Raw genomic sequence first — 16,639 nt, 5'->3', positions numbered from 1 at the left:
CAATGAGGCGCATGGTACTTGCTAGTATTTTTCTTGCCGTGGTGGTGGTGGCTCTAGGAGCATATACACGATTAACTCACGCAGGACTTGGCTGCCCAGATTGGCCTGGCTGTTACGGCTTGATTGATGTCCCTGAAACTGCGGAGCAAATTGCCAAAGCAGAAGCGGCTTTCCCAGAAAGGCCTGTAGAACCACAAAAAGCTTGGAATGAAATGATTCACCGTTATTTTGCTGGTTCACTAGGTTTATTGATCCTCGCAATCTCAATTATGGCATTCCGTTTACGTTCTCATGGAACACCTGTGGGATTACCCTTTTTAATTTTAGCTATTGTTACTTTCCAAGCTGCTTTGGGCATGTGGACAGTGACTATGAAGCTAATGCCGATTGTGGTGATGGCGCATTTATTGGGTGGATTTACCACCTTATGCCTGTTGTTCCTGCTTTACCTCAGGTTAAAGCCATATAGGGTTCCCGGTGGAGATGGCAGAGTAAGGCCACTAGCTAAGTTTGGCATCATTGGCATTATCATTTTAACGTTGCAGATTGCATTAGGCGGTTGGACATCGTCTAACTATGCCGCGTTAGTGTGTACCGATTTGCCCATATGTCAGGATGGTTGGACTGAGCAGTTAACATTTGAAAATTCATTCGATCCAATTCCACCCGAAAAAGACACCTATGAGTTTGGTCATCTAAATCATGACGAGAGGGTCACCATTCACGTGATGCATAGAATTGGCGCGATAATTACCACCTTATATTTATTGTGGTTTGGGCTCGTTGTATGGATGCGAGCACAAAGTCAGTTCTTTAAAAGTACCTCTGCGGCAATGTTGGCGTTTTTAGTAATTCAAGTGTCGTTAGGCGTTAGCAATGTATGGTTTTCATTACCTCTTTCCGTGGCGGTTAGTCATAACGTGGTAGCAGCAGGGTTAATGCTTATGCTGATCGGCCTTACATACAGTTTAAAGCGGAAAGCATAGGGGGAAGTTATGTCAGAGCAATTATCTAATATCGAAACATCTGTTTCGGCCAAAACCTCCTTTAATTGGCGTGACTATTACGAGATTACTAAGCCGAAAGTTGTCGCGTTGCTAGTGTTAACTGCACTTGTTGGCATGTGCTTATCTGTACCGGGTGCGATCCCTTGGCAAGTGTTAGTGCCTGCCATTTTAGGCATTGGCTTTCTGTCATCAGCGGCGGCAGCTATTAACCATATCGTTGACGAGCGTATCGACAGCCAAATGAAAAGAACCCACAAACGACCTGTGGCAACTGGTCGATTATCAGTAAGAGCTGCAGTCTCTTTTGCGTGCTTTTTAGCGGTATCAGGTTTTTTCATGCTTTATTACTGGGTTAACCCGTTAACGGCATGGTTAACGCTGTCTGGTTTGGTTGGCTATGGTTTTATTTACACCTTATATTTGAAAAGGGCTACTCCTCAAAATATCACTATTGGTGGTTTAGCTGGTGCCATTCCACCACTCTTGGGCTGGACAGCCGTCACTAATGAAATTCACCCCAATGCACTTTTATTAGTGTTATTAATTTTTACTTGGACACCCCCGCATTTCTGGGCTCTAGCCATTCATCGAAAAGATGATTACGCAAAAGTTAATATTCCGATGTTGCCTGTGACTCACGGCGTTAGCTTTACTAAAACTCAAATCCTCTTATATACAGTATTGCTGTTTGTTGTTGGTTTATTGCCATATTTAGTGGGCATGAGTAATTGGTTGTATTTGATCGGTGCTGTCGCCCTGAATTTAGGCTTCTTTGTTTACGCGTGGAAGTTAAAATTTAATGCAGATGAAAATACCGCGATGGACACATTTAAATTTTCAATCGTCCATTTAATGTTATTATTCATCGTTCTTCTCGTTGATCATTATCTGTTACCTATCCCTCAGTAAGGAGTCTGTTGGTGAATAAGCTACTCGTTGTAATCGTGGCAATTGTTGCCATTGCCAGTGGTATATTTGTATTTAAAAAATCGTTTCAATTAGCACAGCCTGAACACGCTCTGTATTATCAAACACCAAGAGACGTAAAGCCATTTACGTTAGTTGATCATCAAGGTCAAAATTTTGGTAACGAGCAGTTGAGTGGTAAATGGTCTTGGGTATTCTTTGGTTATACTTCTTGCCCTGATATTTGCCCGACGACCTTACAAGAGCTTAATTTTAATTACCAAGAATTAAAAACCGTGACCGCAGATACGCAAGTGTTACTTGTTTCTGTTGATCCAAAACGAGATACCACAGAACGATTGTCACAATACATTAGCTATTTCAATGAAGAGTTTATCGCTTTGACTGCCGATCACGGACAGTTATTTCCGTTTGCGAGAAATTTAGGGTTAATGTACGCCATTAGTGATTCAGAACAAGAAAACTATCTAGTCGATCACAGTGCCTCAATCGTGTTAATTAACCCAGAAGGCAAAATCGCCGCTATTTTCAAGCCAGAGCACAAGTTGGGTGAAATTCCTATTGTTAATGGCGAACAGCTTGTGAGTGATTTTGCAAAAATAGTGAATTTAGCTGGTTAACTAACTTTTATCATCTCTACATTAAAGCGGGTACCACTTTCCCGTTTCTTCTAAAACAAACCAAGGGTGGGAATACCAGTAATACCTGCCCGGGTTTTGTTTGCTAGGAGCCGTGCAATTAGCGCGAACTCTACCTCGAGGAAGTGGTTGAGAAAAAGTAATTGAAAACTCTTTCTCGTTTAACCAATGTAATTTCTGTTTACCAATACCAGAGACATAACAATTTAATTGGCTGTTTCTAATATCTGCCGCCGTTACACTGAAGCTGACACTTTTTACCTCACCGCGTTTTACGACTGGACTTTTCTCTTCGCTGGTAACGGTTAAGGTCATCGGCAGAGAGTTTAATTTATCGTGTAAGCTCGATAATTTATCGTAAGGTTGCGAAGCAGGAAACCTAGGAATGAGTGCTAAGTCTGAATGTAGGCCAACGGCACCACTTTGTTGGCTAAAACCGACAAAGCCTAATTTAGCTAACCATTTTGTTGTCTTTAAAGAGTATTCTCCGTAAGGGTAAGCAAAGTACTTCCAGCTTTGCCCGGTTTCTTTTAAGATTTTTTCTTCAGCTTGAACAAGCAACTTACCTTGCTGTGTTAGCCAAGCATCTTCGGTCATGTTATTTGGTACGCGAGCTAAAGAGTCATGTTCGTAACCATGGTTTGCAATTAATACACCATCATCAGACATGGCTTTTAGTTGCTGCCAGTTTAAATAGTTTGCGCGGCCACGGGTAACTATTCCGGGATTCACAAAAATAGTGAATGGGTAGTTGTACTGATCCAAAATGGGTTTTGCGTTGGTTAGAATATTTAAATAAGCATCGTCAAAGGTAATAACAACGGTTTTATCGTCAATAGGTTGTTGTTTTTGAATTTTTTCGATCAATTCGTTTAATGGAATAACACGGAAGCTATTGTCGGCCAAATATTTCATATGCACAGCAAACTGCTCTGGTGTGATAGAAGTGCTTTTAGGGGTATCGGCGCTGACATGGTGGTACTGCAAAATGACGGCACTTTGGCTTACAAATGAAATAAAACTCAAAAAGACTAAGAATAAATGAGCAAGCGCCTTATTTTTCATTAAGTTGTACCTATAATAGCTTTTATTGCAAAGTGAAACGTAAGTATAGTTATTTTCACTAGTTAGTGCTCCGGTGTCACGAAAAAGTTCACATGAATAAACAATTACATAAAAACTTGTTTTTGCTGGCAATACCTATGGTGTTGTCGAATATTACTGCGCCGCTTTTAGGGCTAGTCGATACGGCCGTTATTGGCCATCTTCCTGAAGCTTACTATTTAGGCGGCAGTACTATCGGCGCGACTGTCATCACAATCGTGACATGGTTGTGTGGTTTTTTACGAATGACCACGACAGGGCTGTCTGCTCAGGCATTTGGTGCCGAGAATTTTCAAGACAACCTCTTAGTATTAGCAAGAGGTATAGTGGTAGCAGTAGCTGTCGGCCTACTGTTTATCGCCATTCAATCCTGGTATATCCCAGCTGCGGTCAGTATTGCGGGGGGGAGTGAAAATGTTCAATTCTACGCAACACAATATAGTCAGATTCGTATTTGGAGCTTACCTGCAGCATTGACCAATCTCGTCATTATTGGCTGGCTGCTAGGAAACCATAAAGCACGATCTGTCATGTGGATTTTTATTGCCATGAACTTGATTAATTTGTTGCTCGATCTGCTTTTTGTTGTGGTATTCGATTGGCAAGTGCAAGGTGTCGCTTGGGCAACATTGATAGCAGAATATAGTGGCTTATGCATGGCATTGTTTGTTGGCATGCGGTTAATCAAAGAAAAATCTGATAGACAGATAATATTGCATAAATCTGACATATTTGAGAAAGCGCCAATCAAGCAATATTTTCAACTCAACCGAGATATTTTACTGCGAACGTTAGCCTTACAAGTGTGCTTTGTTTTTATCACCTTTCAAGGGGCACGTCTTGGCGACACTGTGGTGGCTGCCAATGCCATTCTCATGAATTTTTTACTGTTTATTTCATTTGGCTTAGATGGTATTGCTAATGCCGCTGAGGTGATGGTGGGAAAGGCAAAAGGTGCCAATGACAGAAAAGAGTTTAGGCAAGTAGTTTGGGTTAGCTTGTTTTGGACGCTCATTTTCGCGGTTGTCTATGCTGCTTGTTTTTATTTATATGGCAGTTACTTAATCAACACCATCTCTTCAATTAAGCCAGTTGTTACTTACGCTGAGCAGTTTCTAAATTGGATAGTTATTTTGCCAATTGTTGCTTGTTGGAGTTATTTATTTGATGGCATATATATTGGCTTAACTCGAGGGCGAGTAATGCGAAACAGCATGATTGTCTCCACAGTTGTCGGTTTCTTTCCTGCGTGGTGGCTGCTACAGGATCTTCATAATCATGCGCTATGGGCTGCGTTGTCTATTTTTATGTTGTTTAGAGGCGCGACGCTTGCTGGTCACCTTTATTGGACAAGAAACCAAGCCCTTTAAAAACTAAAAAACCGAGCATATAGCTCGGTTTTATCAACGAGTGAACACTCTAATTAGTAGTAAGAATGTTCGCCACGCTCGTGCTCGGTGACATCTTTAACACCTTTGATTTCACCATTCATAATTTCAAGTAATTGCTTCTCGATACCGTCTTTCACAGTAACGTCTATTTGGCTACAGCCATTACAACCGCCGCCAAATTGCAATACTGCATAACCGTCTTCGGTGATTTCCATCAAATTACACTCACCACCGTGGCCTGCAAGTTGTGGGTTTACTTCAGCTTTAATAAAGTAATCGACGCGATCGAATAATGGAGCGTCATCAGCTACTTTTCTTAATTTAGCGTTTGGTGCTTTTAGCGTCAGTTGAGAACCCATTTGATCAGTAACGAAGTCAATCTCAGCTTCTTCTAGGAAAGGCTTACTTTCAGCATCTACATAAGCAGAGAAACCATTAAATTTTAATTCCATATCTTCTGGTTCAACGGCATCAGCAGGACAATAAGACACGCCACATTCAGCGTTAGCCGTACCTGGGTTAACAACGAAAACTCGAATGCTCGTACCTTCAGCTTGTGTCTCTAACAACTTAGCGAAATGACTTTGAGCCGATTCAGAAATAGTGATCATAGCTTTTACACTCTACAGAAAAACATGAATTGAAAAAATACCTGAGTGAATTGGTCAGGATTAGCCCATTTTACTCTGCTATGGCTCAATGCGCCAGTAGATCTTGCGAAATTGACGCTATCTTGAGTTTTAATGCTATTTTGAAGTGCAATAGAGATAAAAAAGAGACAAATAACCAAGGAATTGCGAGTAATTCACTGGATGGAAAAATCAGAGTTTGTTATGTTGATGCCGACTTTCTAAGGAGTTTGTTAACATGCTAATGCGCACTTTCGTTATTGTCTTAATAATGATGTTTATTGCTTCACCCGCTTCAGCGGCTAAAGTAGAAAAATTTTTACCCAAACATGAATACTTAAGTGATTTAACTAAGCCAGAACAGCTTTTGGGCTTCGGCTTAGGAGAGAGACACGTTCGCCATGACCAGTTAGTGCGCTACATGGAAGTGTTATCACAGCAATCTGCCCGAATTAACTTAACTGAAATGGGCTACAGCAAAGAAATGCGCCGCCAACTTCTGTTAACTATTTCTAGTGAAGAAAATTTAAAAAATTTACCTGAATTACTCGCTAAACATGCGGCAAGAACTGCTGACGCACCATTGGTTGTTTGGCTAGGTTACTCAGTGCATGGTGATGAAATTACAGGTAGTAACGCCTCGTTAGCTATTGCTTATTATCTGGCTGCTAGTCAAGACTCAGAAGTTAAACAGATGCTAAACGATACCATAGTGGTGATTGAGCCAAGTTTAAATCCTGATGGTATGGATAGGTTCACCAACTGGGTGAATACCCACAGAGGCACCACACCGAACCCAGATCCTAATCACATTGAGCATCATCAAGATTGGCGTACTGGCCGAACGAATCATTTTGGTTTTGATTTAAATCGCGATTGGCTATTGCTGTCTCAGCAAGAAACTCAAAACCGCATGAAGTTTTATCAGCAATACCAGCCTCATGTGTTAGGTGATTTCCATGAAATGGGCGCTAATAGTAGTTACTTCTTTCAACCGGGTATTCCTACCCGAACTCACCCTTTGACACCAAAGAAGAATCAAGCTTTAACGCAATTGTTGGCAACATTTCACAGCGCTGCATTAGATAAAGACAATCGTTTATATTACAGCCAAGAGAGCTTCGACGATTTTTATTATGGCAAAGGTTCAACATACCCAGACATTAATGGTGGCGTGGGCGTACTATTTGAACAGGCAAGTAGCCGAGGGTTCCAACAAGATTCTATTAATGGCTTGTTAACTTTTGAATATGGCATTCAGAATCATGTTTATACGTCACTTTCTACGATAGAAGGCGCATGGAAAAACCAAGCAGAATTTAAAGCATACCGAAAGCGTTTTTATGAAAACGCGAAAAAAGAGGCAAGCAAAGCAAAATTTGAAGGCTACCTTATTTCTGAACCAAATGACCCATATAAAATGGCATTGTTTCTTGAGAAGTTATCGGCGCATAGAATCAATGTTTATCCACTAACGGCAGAATATGAAGTTAATGATGTCGTTTACCCTGCTAAAGGCAGCTATTTCATTCCAATAAAACAAGGGCAATATCGTGTTATTGAAGCGTTATTTGGTCAAGGAACTAACTTCAAAGATAATACCTTTTACGATGTTTCAGGATGGACCATGCCTTTAGCCATGGATATCCCATTTGTTAAAGTAAAACGCTCGCGTGGCTTAAAGGTAGCGAATTCAGTTTGGCAAGCACCTGCGGATAATAACGATGTTAAGTCTTTAGAAGCCGCTTATGCATTTGCTTTTGAATGGCAGCATACTTTAGCACCGAAATTGTTAAATAAATTATTAAGTGCCGATATTAAAGCGCGTGTTGCAACGAAAACCTTTTCGTCGGTTATCGATGGAAAAACAAAACAATTTTCTCGCGGCACCATTGTGATTCCAGCAGGGATCCAAACCAATCAAAATTGGTTAACTGTTTTGTCTGAGCAAGCGAAGAAGAATCAATTACCCCTGTTTACTATCTCTACGGGCTTAACAGTTCAAGGTATAGATTTGGGCTCTAGATCTTTCGACAATATCGAACCTGTGAAAGTGTTGCTCGTTGGCGGAAAAGGCAGTTCTCAATACGAAGCGGCTGAAGTGTTGTTCTATTTAGATGACTTTCTAGGTGTACCGGTAACAGTAGTTGAGCAAACGCGTTTATCTCGTATTAACTTTAATGATTATACCCATGTGTTAATGGTAGACGGGCGTTATAGCAGCTTGAGTAAGTCTACCATTGATAGATTAACCGCTTGGATCAAGCAAGGTGGCGTTATTTTCGGCCAAAAACGCGCAGCAAAATGGTTATCAGACCAATCTATTTTAAATGCAAACTTTGTTTCGAAAGAGCAGATAGACGACTTATTTGATACTACAAACTTAAACTATCGCGATAAAGAAGCCCTGTCTGGTCGTAAAAGAATTGCTGGGGCGATATATTCTACCAAGATAGATGCGAGTCATCCGTTAGCTTACGGCTTTAACGATGATCAGTTACCACTTTTTAGAAATAGTACCTTGATTATGTCAGACACTATTGCACCGTTTACAGCAGTCGCTACTTATGAAAAAACGCCACTATTAAGCGGTTACACTGACAAAAATCTTGTTAACAGAATTGCTAATACACCAGCAGTAGTTGCTCATAATTACGGTCGTGGCCGTGTCATTGCAACCCCCGACGTTTTGAGTTTTAGAGGTTATTGGTTCGGTAGCGCAAGATTACTTTCTAATAGTTTGTTTTTTGGAAAAGCTTTCAGCGCATCAGGCAAATAGCCGCTATTGAGCATGAGGGAGTGAAATGGCGACCGTGACTAAGGTTATATATTTCACTCCGTTTTGCTTTAGCAATTTTGATATTTCGTTAGCTGTAGCGCCGGTAGTGATAACATCATCAAATAAATAAACTCTCTCGGGCAGTGTCACCGCTGGATCGAGTGAAAACTTACCTTTCAGGTTTCTCCGTCGCTGAGTACCTGTTTGCCCAACTTGACTGAGTGAATCTCCTGATTTATTTAGTGCTCTCTTTAAATAGTTAACTTGTAAGTCGTGGCAAAACTCTCGTGCGATTAAGTGTGCCTGATTATACCCTCGGTTGCGCCAAGTAGCAGATGATATAGGTACACAAAGCCATACTTTGTCGTCATCCTGTTCACATCTTGTTTTAACAAACTGTGTCATCAGCGCTGCGATGAGCTTGGCATAATCAAACCTTTGATGATATTTAAGCTGAGTAAGCCAATGGCTGACAGGCCATTGATAGAGAGAGAAGCTGAGTAACTGATCAAACTTTGGTTTTTTGATTAGTTTGGCAATCGCCGGCCAGTTGAGGAGGTTGCGTTGACAAATATCCATATCAAATTTTACCAAGTCTTCTTGGCAGTTGTGACACAACATAGGAATATCTGACGTTGGTGCTAAGCACAAATTACATTGATCTACGACTGAGTAGTGCTTTTGTGGCAAGCTCGACAATAGTCTTGTCCAAGCACTTTGATATGTTGAAATCCATTTCATTTGACTAGTTAATTGGCTAAAATTGCGCTTTTTTAAAACATTTCAAATTAGCATGGCAGATAAACTGAAAATTGCGAGTATTGGCACTGGGTCGTCAATTGTTCTTATTCACGGCTGGGGCTTAAATGCTGGCGTGTTTGAACCATTAGCTAAGGCATTATCAGAAAGATACAGCGTGACGTGTCTTGATTTACCTGGCTATGGCAATAATGTCGATGTTGCTCTTGATGATTACTGCTTAGAGGCCATAGTACAGAAGATCGCTGCTGTTATTGATGATAATTCGGTGGTGATTGGCTGGTCATTAGGTGGTTTAGTGGCATCTAAGCTAGCGCTAGATTTTCCTGAAAAATGTTCAGCCTTAGCGACAGTTGCAAGCTCTCCTTATTTTGTGGAGAGTGAAGATTGGCCAGGTATTCAACCGAATGTTTTATCGCTTTTTCATCGTCAGCTTTCACACGATACCAAAAAGACCATTGAGAACTTTTTAAAGATTCAAGCCATGGGCAGTCCGCATGTTCGTCAAGACATCAAAGTTATTCGAGATTTAGTGATGCAATACCCTATGGCGAGTAAAGCGACCTTAGACAAATCTTTACTGTTATTAGAACAAGTTGATTTGCGCAGTGAGCTTAGTCAAATAACCCAGCCATTTTTGCGACTATACGGTCGACTTGATGGCTTAGTCCCTAAAGGGGCTATCGACAAAATTTCTGCCTTAGCGCCGAACAGCCAACACGCTATATTTGAGAAAGCATCTCATGCGCCTTTTATTAGTCATTTTGATTCCTTTAAAGCAGCGTTGGTTGATTGGCTTGAAACGCTTTAGATAACTCTAGCTCGCTTTACATTTGATGCGTAATGGTTAATAATTAAACAGACACCGTGGGTGATTAATATCTGTAGTTAGTGCAATTTTTTGTGTGAAGTTGCCGAGATATTTTGGAGATTTTCATGGAAATTCAATCAGCTTTTTCTTCGGGCTTACAAGGCTTTCAAAAAGCTACCGACACCGCTAACCAAGCAGCAACTGATATTGCCAGTGCGGTTGGTTACAACCCCAACTCGCCTGAATTGGGGCAACAAGCTAATGATGCGACGGTTGATCAAAACACTGGCTCTGGTGATTTGTCTGATCTTAACAAGTCAATTGTGGAATTGCGCGTGGCGGAACACCAGGCGAAAGCATCAGCGGAAGTTATTAAAACGGCGGATGATATGTTAGGTACATTACTAGACGTTAGTGTGTAAATAACAATGAATATCACGAACGTTACGACAACAATTCCTACCTTGCCGACGGTATCTAACCCGTCGACAGATGCGTTGCGTCGTGACAATGTTCAACGAGAAGTCATCAGCCAGCCTGCTGCAGCACAGCAGTCTGCGGCGGAAAAGGGCGTTGCTTCTGAGCGAGAACGTGCTCGCACACCTGCTCAAAATAATGAACAAGTCGATTTTGAAAATATCCGTAAACAAGCGGAATTGGCTAATTCCTCTATCAGTGACGAGCAAGCAGGCTCGCAAGAACAAACTGATCCTGAACAAAATCCTCAGCAGCAAGCAAGCGATGACTCTGGTAAACTTTCTCAGAGTAGTGAAGAAGCTGAAGCACAAAAAAAGGATATTGAAAAAGAGCAAAGTAAATCTCAGGAGTTTGCTGAACAGCAGCAAATTAAAGAATTATCGTTAAGAGATAAAGAAGTTAGGGCACACGAGCAAGCGCATGCTTCAGTTGGTGGTCCTTATACAGGTTCGCCGAGTTATACTTTTGAAGTTGGTCCTGACGGAAAAAAATATGCTGTAGAAGGCGAAGTCTCTGTCGACCTTTCACCAGTTAAAGGTGATCCTCGCGCCACCATAACCAAGATGCAAAAGGTTTATAACGCTGCGCTAGCACCTGCTGACCCTTCGATTCAAGATACTCGTGTTGCTAACAAAGCGGCGCAAATGATAGCCCAAGCTCAATCAGAATTAGCAACGGAACTATCAGAAGATACCGTAAAAAGATCAAGCAGCCCACGTGTTATAGGTAATTCCGATACGTTTTCTAAACTTGAAGACGGTGGCGAAGAATCTTCTGATTTTGACGCAAAAATTAATGCTACATTAGCTTCTCAAGAAGCGATTGCGCCCACCCGCAACGATGAAATGATTAAGCGCAGTAATGTTATTGAAAACCGCTACGCGACTATCACCTTAGCATATGATAAACCGCCTAGAAACCAATTCGAACTTACGGCATAGCCCTCGCTTTTTATTGTCGTAGCGCCTGACTAAAATTCTAATTACCACGAATTATTGCCTCCTTGAGCTTTGACGTGTAAAATTTCAACTTGTATATACAATTTGAGCGAGTTAACAATGTCCGAAATATTTCAGCTTCAACAGGGTTCAGTACCTGTGTTGATTAGTATGCCTCATAACGGCGAAATGCTTTTACCCGAAATGAGTGAAACCACGACAGCTGCAGGTAAAAAAGTTGCTGATACGGACTGGTACCTAGATAAGTTGTATCAATTTGCTCAACAACTTGGTGCTTATATTATTACTCCGCACTTTAGTCGATATGTGATTGACTTAAATAGAGACAGCTCTGGCGCTAACCTATACCCAGGAGCAAATTCTACTGAACTTTGTCCAACGACTACCTTTGAATGTGAGCCTATTTACTTAGAGGGAAAACAGCCTAGTAGTAGTGAAATAGATGCGCGCATTGAAAATTACTGGCGCCCTTACCATCAAGCGCTAGCCGACACACTTAGTGAGATAAAAGCTAAATTTGGCCGAGCAGTGTTACTTGAAGCTCACTCTATTCGCTCTGAGGTGCCGCGTTTTTTTGATGGGGTATTGCCTGACTTTAACTTCGGCACCAATGATGGTGAAAGTTGTGATAACACTTTATTGGATAGTGTTATGTCCCTTGATTTTTCACCTTATAGCAAAATAGCGAATGGCCGATTTAAAGGCGGTTATATTACTCGCCACTTTGGACAGCCTACTCAAGGAATAAACGCCATTCAATTGGAGTTGTCTCAGCGAACTTACATGGATGAGACCGAAATGGTCTACAACATAGCTAAGGCTGAACAAGTGCAAGAAAAGCTGCACATGATGGTTAAACAAATTATTCAATACGCACAAGGTAAATCATAATGTCGATACGTATCCATGCTAATAGAATTCTTACTTCAACGGGTTGGCAGCATGACAAAACCTTGTCGATTGAAAACGGTATTGTGAGTAGTATTGAATCTGGTGATGTAAATGCAAGTGAACATTACCATACCATTATTCCAGGGATGATAAATTGCCACTCCCATGCGTTTCAACGAGCATTCGCAGGATATAGCGAGCAAGGAAGTGAGGGCCAGGATAGCTTTTGGACTTGGCGTAAGGTGATGTACGACTTTCTCGCTAAACTGTCAATTAAAGACGCAGGTGTGATTGCCAGTCAGCTCTATGTCGAAATGCTTAAACAAGGCTATACACGTGTTGCTGAATTTCACTATTTGCATCACGATATTGGTGGCGCCTCTGAGCATGGAGCCAAAGCTATGGCGGAAGAAATCATTAATAGCGCTCAAGTGACGGGATTAGGGTTAACGCTATTACCCGTTCTTTATCAGTATAGTGGTTTTGGTAAGCAGGTACCCAATCAAGGCCAACAACGATTTATTCACTCGATTGAAGACTTTAATCAGTTGGTTTCACATTGTATTGACCATGCAAGAAGCAAAGATAATGTCAATGTTGGTATCGCTCCTCACTCATTACGCGCGGTGGATGCAGATTCATTACGAAGTGCTGTTGAGCATTTGCATAGTGCAGATAACACTGCGCCGGTGCACATTCATATAGCTGAGCAACAAAAAGAAGTTGAGGATTGCATCGGTTATTACGGTCAGCGACCTGTTGAATGGTTGCTTAATAATTTTAAGTTGGATGAAAAATGGTGCTTGATTCATGCCACCCATATTAATGAAGCCGAGATCGATGGCTTGGCTAGAAGTGGTGCTATAGCTGGAATATGCCCGACAACGGAAGCTAACTTGGGAGATGGTATTTTTCCAACGGTTGAGTACATGGCAAAGAAAGGCAAAATTGCAATTGGTTCAGACAGCCATATCAGTGTTAATCCGATTGAAGAGCTTCGTTGGTTAGAATACGCTCAACGGCTTGTAAAGCAGCAAAGGGCGCTATTGGCAGATCAAGAAACACCTTCTGTTGGGCAATATTTATGGCAACAGGCCAATATTGGTGGCGCTGCAAGTACGGCTCATAACAGTGGTGAAATAGCACTTGGTAAGCAAGCAGACTTGTTGGTGTTAGATGAAGCAAAATTATCGCTTTACGCAAATGACGATAGGCATGTTATGGATAGTTTGGTCTTCGCTAGTCAAGAAAAGCTCATTGCGCATGTCATGGTTAATGGCGAATGGAAAATCCGTGATGGAGAACATGCGCTAGAAGAAGAGATAACACAAGCTTATCTTAATTTGAAAGCTAGACTTGCTTAAAACAAGCTTTGATAAGGGGCTATTGTATCGCAAACTAACCTTTGATTGGTAATATGCAAATCGGCAGAGCGTTTGTTCGAATTACAATAATTGCGATAAAATTCGACGACACTTTTTCTAGACTGAGTTAACTCATCAATAAAGTGTCGTTCTGATTCATTAAATTGTTTTAAATGCACTTCAAGGTCACGTGTTATCTTTTTCGGATCTAATCTAACGCGTGTATCTGTCGCTTCAGAAAATGTCTCCAACACCTTTTGTTTACTTTGTTCGTAGAAGTCCTGTAACTCTTTTTGTGGGTAAAAGTGCAAAAAGAGTGCGATTGCCACGATTAAGATCAATAAATTCTTCATAGCATGTCGTATAATAAAGCCATAACAGTAGGATAATAAATTTTACTCAACAATACACGCATGAACTTTGATCTGGTTTTTAGGGTAAAAGCGCATCAGAGGCGTGTTTGTATTTGTCGTTAGGGTGGACAAGTGGATACTGAAACGGATAAAACTAAATCACGAGCAAATATTCCAGTAAAAAATATTAAAATTGAGCAGCCAAAAACGGTTGAGCAGTATAAACCGCGTGATCAGATTTACGTGCGTAAAGTCTCAGGTATTTTTCAGCGTTTGCGCCAGAAAATGAACTTCTTTTTTCTCGCCTTGTTCGCGGTACTTCCTTGGTTAACCTACAACGGCAATCAGGCTATTTTGCTCGATATCGCCAATCAGCGCTTTACTTTGTGGGGGCTGACATTATGGCCACAAGATTTAACGCTACTCGCATGGCTATTCATTATCGGTGCTTTTTTACTATTTTTTGTCACCACGTTTCTAGGTAGGGTTTGGTGTGGTTACCTATGTCCACAGACGGTGTGGACGTTTATCTTTATATGGTTTGAAGAGAAAATTGAAGGTACTGCGAATCAGCGTAAAAAACTTGATGCGCAGAAAATGGACTTCAATAAGTTTTGGCGTAAGGCGCTTAAACACACTTGTTGGATTATCTTCGCCTTATTAACCTCGCTTACCTTTGTTAGTTATTTTGCTCCTGCTAAAGATGTATTTATCGACTTTTTTACCTTTAATAGTTCGTTTGCTTTAGCTGCAACTGTTTGGTTTTTTGCGTTTTGTACCTATGGTAATGCTGGCTGGATGCGAGAAATCATGTGCTTACATATGTGTCCTTATGCGCGTTTTCAGTCAGCGATGTTTGATAAAGACACGTTAACGGTTTCTTATGATTATAATCGCGGTGAAAGTCGAGGCCCCCGTTCAAGAAAGCAAGATCCTAAAGCACTAGGCTTGGGGGACTGCATTGATTGTGCTCTGTGTGTACAGGTATGTCCTACAGGGATTGATATTCGCAATGGATTACAGTACGAGTGTATTAACTGTGGCGCCTGTGTTGATGCCTGCGATGGTGTAATGGAGCGCATGAAATATGATAAAGGCCTAATTCGTTATACCACAGAGCATGAATTGAAAGGCAAAAAGGTTCATCTTATTCGCCCTAAGTTAATCGGCTACGCGGTTGTGTTATTCGTGATGTGTAGTTTATTGGTGTGGGAAATTTCTAATCGCGTGCCAGTGTCGCTTGACATTATTCGAGATAGAACAGAGCTTGCTAAAGAAAACTTTAATGGTGAAATTGAAAACGTTTATACCTTAAAAATTCTCAACAAATCGCAAACAGATAACCGCTACCGTCTATCAGTGTCTGGTATTGACAATTTACAGTGGATAGGTGAGCAAGAAGTGTCGGTAAAAGCTGCATCTGTATTTACTTTACCTATGAGCTTAGCGGTAGATCCTTATGACTTAGATGGCTATATGACTGAAATTACTTTTACCGTAACCTTAATTTCTGATCAGGATGAGGTATCATTGTCGCAGGAATCTCGCTTTTTTAATAAACGTTAATGTCGACATTTGATTTTTCAGGGTTGTCTCCTGATACCATTTTAGATGGTATCGAAAGCTTAGATATATTGGTAGATAGCGGTTTGTTAGCGCTTAACAGTTATGAAAACCGCGTGTACCAATTTCATGATGATAATAATACTAAGTATGTCACCAAATTCTATCGGCCTGAACGCTGGCTCGACGAGCAAATTCTAGAGGAGCATCAATTTTCACTGGAACTAAGCGATAGTGAAATTCCTGTTGTTGCTCCTTTGGTTATCGATGGGCAATCTCTGTTCTCTTATCAGGGCTATCGATTTGCATTATACCCTTGCCGAGGTGGCAGAATCTTTGAAGTCGACAATTTAGATCAATTAGAGTGGATGGGTCGTTTTCTTGGTAGGATTCATTCAGTTGGCAGTCGAAGTGATTTTAGCCATAGACCAAGTATTAACACGGAAGAGTTTGTTGATAGCGCCATCAAGGTTATTGATAGTTCTGGTTATGTGCCTCAGCATCTTCACCAAGCGTTTTTTACCGTGCTTAATCAAGTGGCTGAATTGACTAAGCAACATTATCAACCCAATAAGACAATAAGGCTACATGGTGATTGCCATGCTGGTAACATTCTCTGGACAGATAATGGCCCGCATTTTGTCGATTTAGACGATTGCAGGCAAGGTCCTGCTGTTCAAGACATTTGGATGATGCTTTCCGGTGATCGCCAACAAAAAGTATTGCAGCTTGATACCTTGCTATCAGGGTATGAAGAGTTTTGTGAATTTGATTCTAAAGAGCTTATGTTGATAGAATCTTTGCGAAGTATGCGACAAATCAACTATATGTCTTGGTTATGTAAACGGTGGCAAGATCCGGCATTTCCTGTTAATTTTCCTTGGTTTTCTTCTGATAAGTACTGGGAAGAACAGATTCTAGCCCTTAAAGAGCAATACGCCGCTTTGCAAGAGTCGCCTTTAAGCTTAGGCATGTAGAAATAAATGT

At 41.1% G+C, this 16,639-nt stretch carries 16 protein-coding genes; 12 read left to right on the top strand and 4 right to left on the bottom strand.

Going from position 1 to position 16,639, the window contains the following annotated elements:
• The first annotated feature begins 2 nt into the window (after positions 1-2).
• From ACOB80_RS18760 to ACOB80_RS18750, 3 genes are read left to right on the top strand one after another with little or no spacing between them, the layout of a single operon-like run.
• A complete protein-coding gene (locus tag ACOB80_RS18760) occupies positions 3-986 on the top strand; it encodes a COX15/CtaA family protein (protein ID WP_473167470.1) in 984 nt (327 codons plus the stop codon).
• 9 nt (positions 987-995) lie between these two features.
• Positions 996-1,916 (top strand): heme o synthase, encoded by a 921-nt coding sequence (cyoE, locus tag ACOB80_RS18755; RefSeq protein ID WP_473167403.1) that lies wholly within the window; start codon positions 996-998, stop codon positions 1,914-1,916.
• Positions 1,917-1,927: 11 nt separating this feature from the next.
• On the top strand, positions 1,928-2,554 hold the full coding sequence (locus tag ACOB80_RS18750) for an SCO family protein (protein WP_473167402.1): 627 nt from the start codon (positions 1,928-1,930) through the stop codon (positions 2,552-2,554).
• Between the two features lie 21 nt (positions 2,555-2,575).
• Here the strand turns inward: ACOB80_RS18750 and ACOB80_RS18745 are convergent, their stop codons facing one another.
• On the bottom strand, positions 2,576-3,637 hold the full coding sequence (locus ACOB80_RS18745) for a polysaccharide deacetylase family protein (RefSeq protein ID WP_473167401.1): 1,062 nt from the start codon (positions 3,635-3,637) through the stop codon (positions 2,576-2,578).
• A gap of 92 nt (positions 3,638-3,729) precedes the next feature.
• On the opposite strand from ACOB80_RS18745, the gene ACOB80_RS18740 reads away from it, so the two are divergent.
• Positions 3,730-5,046 (top strand): MATE family efflux transporter, encoded by a 1,317-nt coding sequence (locus tag ACOB80_RS18740; RefSeq protein WP_473167400.1) that lies wholly within the window; start codon positions 3,730-3,732, stop codon positions 5,044-5,046.
• A gap of 53 nt (positions 5,047-5,099) precedes the next feature.
• On the opposite strand, the gene nfuA is transcribed toward ACOB80_RS18740, so the two are convergent.
• Positions 5,100-5,678 carry a Fe-S biogenesis protein NfuA gene (nfuA, locus tag ACOB80_RS18735; protein WP_473167399.1) on the bottom strand — a complete coding sequence of 193 codons (579 nt, stop codon included), beginning with the start codon at positions 5,676-5,678 and terminating at the stop codon, positions 5,100-5,102.
• A gap of 256 nt (positions 5,679-5,934) precedes the next feature.
• On the opposite strand from nfuA, the gene ACOB80_RS18730 reads away from it, so the two are divergent.
• Positions 5,935-8,475 (top strand): M14 family zinc carboxypeptidase, encoded by a 2,541-nt coding sequence (locus ACOB80_RS18730; RefSeq protein ID WP_473167398.1) that lies wholly within the window; start codon positions 5,935-5,937, stop codon positions 8,473-8,475.
• A 3-nt stretch (positions 8,476-8,478) separates the two neighbouring features.
• On the opposite strand, the gene ACOB80_RS18725 is transcribed toward ACOB80_RS18730, so the two are convergent.
• Positions 8,479-9,216 (bottom strand): ComF family protein, encoded by a 738-nt coding sequence (locus ACOB80_RS18725; protein ID WP_473167397.1) that lies wholly within the window; start codon positions 9,214-9,216, stop codon positions 8,479-8,481.
• Positions 9,217-9,268: 52 nt separating this feature from the next.
• Between ACOB80_RS18725 and bioH the strand changes: the two genes are divergently transcribed.
• The 5 genes from bioH to ACOB80_RS18700 all read left to right on the top strand — a co-directional run bounded on the left by bioH (position 9,269) and on the right by ACOB80_RS18700 (position 13,736).
• Positions 9,269-10,045, top strand: coding sequence for a pimeloyl-ACP methyl ester esterase BioH (bioH, locus tag ACOB80_RS18720; RefSeq protein ID WP_473167396.1), 777 nt, complete (start codon positions 9,269-9,271; stop codon positions 10,043-10,045).
• Between the two features lie 125 nt (positions 10,046-10,170).
• Entirely contained in the window at positions 10,171-10,467 is a 297-nt protein-coding gene (locus tag ACOB80_RS18715) for a hypothetical protein (protein WP_473167395.1), read from the top strand.
• Positions 10,468-10,473: 6 nt separating this feature from the next.
• Positions 10,474-11,463, top strand: coding sequence for a putative metalloprotease CJM1_0395 family protein (locus ACOB80_RS18710; protein WP_473167394.1), 990 nt, complete (start codon positions 10,474-10,476; stop codon positions 11,461-11,463).
• 117 nt (positions 11,464-11,580) lie between these two features.
• Positions 11,581-12,372 (top strand): N-formylglutamate deformylase, encoded by a 792-nt coding sequence (gene hutG / locus ACOB80_RS18705; protein WP_473167393.1) that lies wholly within the window; start codon positions 11,581-11,583, stop codon positions 12,370-12,372.
• Positions 12,372-13,736 (top strand): formimidoylglutamate deiminase, encoded by a 1,365-nt coding sequence (locus ACOB80_RS18700; protein ID WP_473167392.1) that lies wholly within the window; start codon positions 12,372-12,374, stop codon positions 13,734-13,736. The genes hutG and ACOB80_RS18700 overlap by 1 nt, the downstream gene beginning before the upstream one ends.
• Here the strand turns inward: ACOB80_RS18700 and ACOB80_RS18695 are convergent.
• Positions 13,733-14,089 (bottom strand): hypothetical protein, encoded by a 357-nt coding sequence (locus ACOB80_RS18695; protein WP_473167391.1) that lies wholly within the window; start codon positions 14,087-14,089, stop codon positions 13,733-13,735. The genes ACOB80_RS18700 and ACOB80_RS18695 overlap by 4 nt on opposite strands.
• Positions 14,090-14,221: 132 nt before the next feature.
• On the opposite strand from ACOB80_RS18695, the gene ccoG reads away from it, so the two are divergent.
• On the top strand, positions 14,222-15,655 hold the full coding sequence (gene ccoG, locus ACOB80_RS18690) for a cytochrome c oxidase accessory protein CcoG (protein WP_473167390.1): 1,434 nt from the start codon (positions 14,222-14,224) through the stop codon (positions 15,653-15,655).
• A complete protein-coding gene (locus ACOB80_RS18685; RefSeq protein ID WP_473167389.1) occupies positions 15,655-16,629 on the top strand; it encodes a serine/threonine protein kinase in 975 nt (324 codons plus the stop codon). The genes ccoG and ACOB80_RS18685 overlap by 1 nt, the downstream gene beginning before the upstream one ends.
• Positions 16,630-16,639 lie beyond the last annotated feature (10 nt).

This window comes from Thalassotalea coralli, from assembly GCF_055786205.1.
This window is presented reverse-complemented; position numbering and strand designations above follow the sequence as displayed.

Bases quoted from the DNA above. Each gene is read 5' to 3' on its own strand.
- ACOB80_RS18760 (WP_473167470.1), top strand. From the start codon at position 3: ATGAGGCGCATGGTACTTGCTAGTATTTTTCTTGCCGTGGTGGTGGTG.
- cyoE (WP_473167403.1), top strand. From the start codon at position 996: ATGTCAGAGCAATTATCTAATATCGAAACATCTGTTTCGGCCAAAACC.
- ACOB80_RS18745 (WP_473167401.1), bottom strand. From the start codon at position 3,637: ATGAAAAATAAGGCGCTTGCTCATTTATTCTTAGTCTTTTTGAGTTTT.
- ACOB80_RS18740 (WP_473167400.1), top strand. From the start codon at position 3,730: ATGAATAAACAATTACATAAAAACTTGTTTTTGCTGGCAATACCTATG.
- nfuA (WP_473167399.1), bottom strand. From the start codon at position 5,678: ATGATCACTATTTCTGAATCGGCTCAAAGTCATTTCGCTAAGTTGTTA.
- ACOB80_RS18730 (WP_473167398.1), top strand. From the start codon at position 5,935: ATGCTAATGCGCACTTTCGTTATTGTCTTAATAATGATGTTTATTGCT.
- ACOB80_RS18725 (WP_473167397.1), bottom strand. From the start codon at position 9,216: ATGAAATGGATTTCAACATATCAAAGTGCTTGGACAAGACTATTGTCG.
- bioH (WP_473167396.1), top strand. From the start codon at position 9,269: ATGGCAGATAAACTGAAAATTGCGAGTATTGGCACTGGGTCGTCAATT.
- ACOB80_RS18715 (WP_473167395.1), top strand. From the start codon at position 10,171: ATGGAAATTCAATCAGCTTTTTCTTCGGGCTTACAAGGCTTTCAAAAA.
- ACOB80_RS18710 (WP_473167394.1), top strand. From the start codon at position 10,474: ATGAATATCACGAACGTTACGACAACAATTCCTACCTTGCCGACGGTA.
- hutG (WP_473167393.1), top strand. From the start codon at position 11,581: ATGTCCGAAATATTTCAGCTTCAACAGGGTTCAGTACCTGTGTTGATT.
- ACOB80_RS18700 (WP_473167392.1), top strand. From the start codon at position 12,372: ATGTCGATACGTATCCATGCTAATAGAATTCTTACTTCAACGGGTTGG.
- ACOB80_RS18695 (WP_473167391.1), bottom strand. From the start codon at position 14,089: ATGAAGAATTTATTGATCTTAATCGTGGCAATCGCACTCTTTTTGCAC.
- ACOB80_RS18685 (WP_473167389.1), top strand. From the start codon at position 15,655: ATGTCGACATTTGATTTTTCAGGGTTGTCTCCTGATACCATTTTAGAT.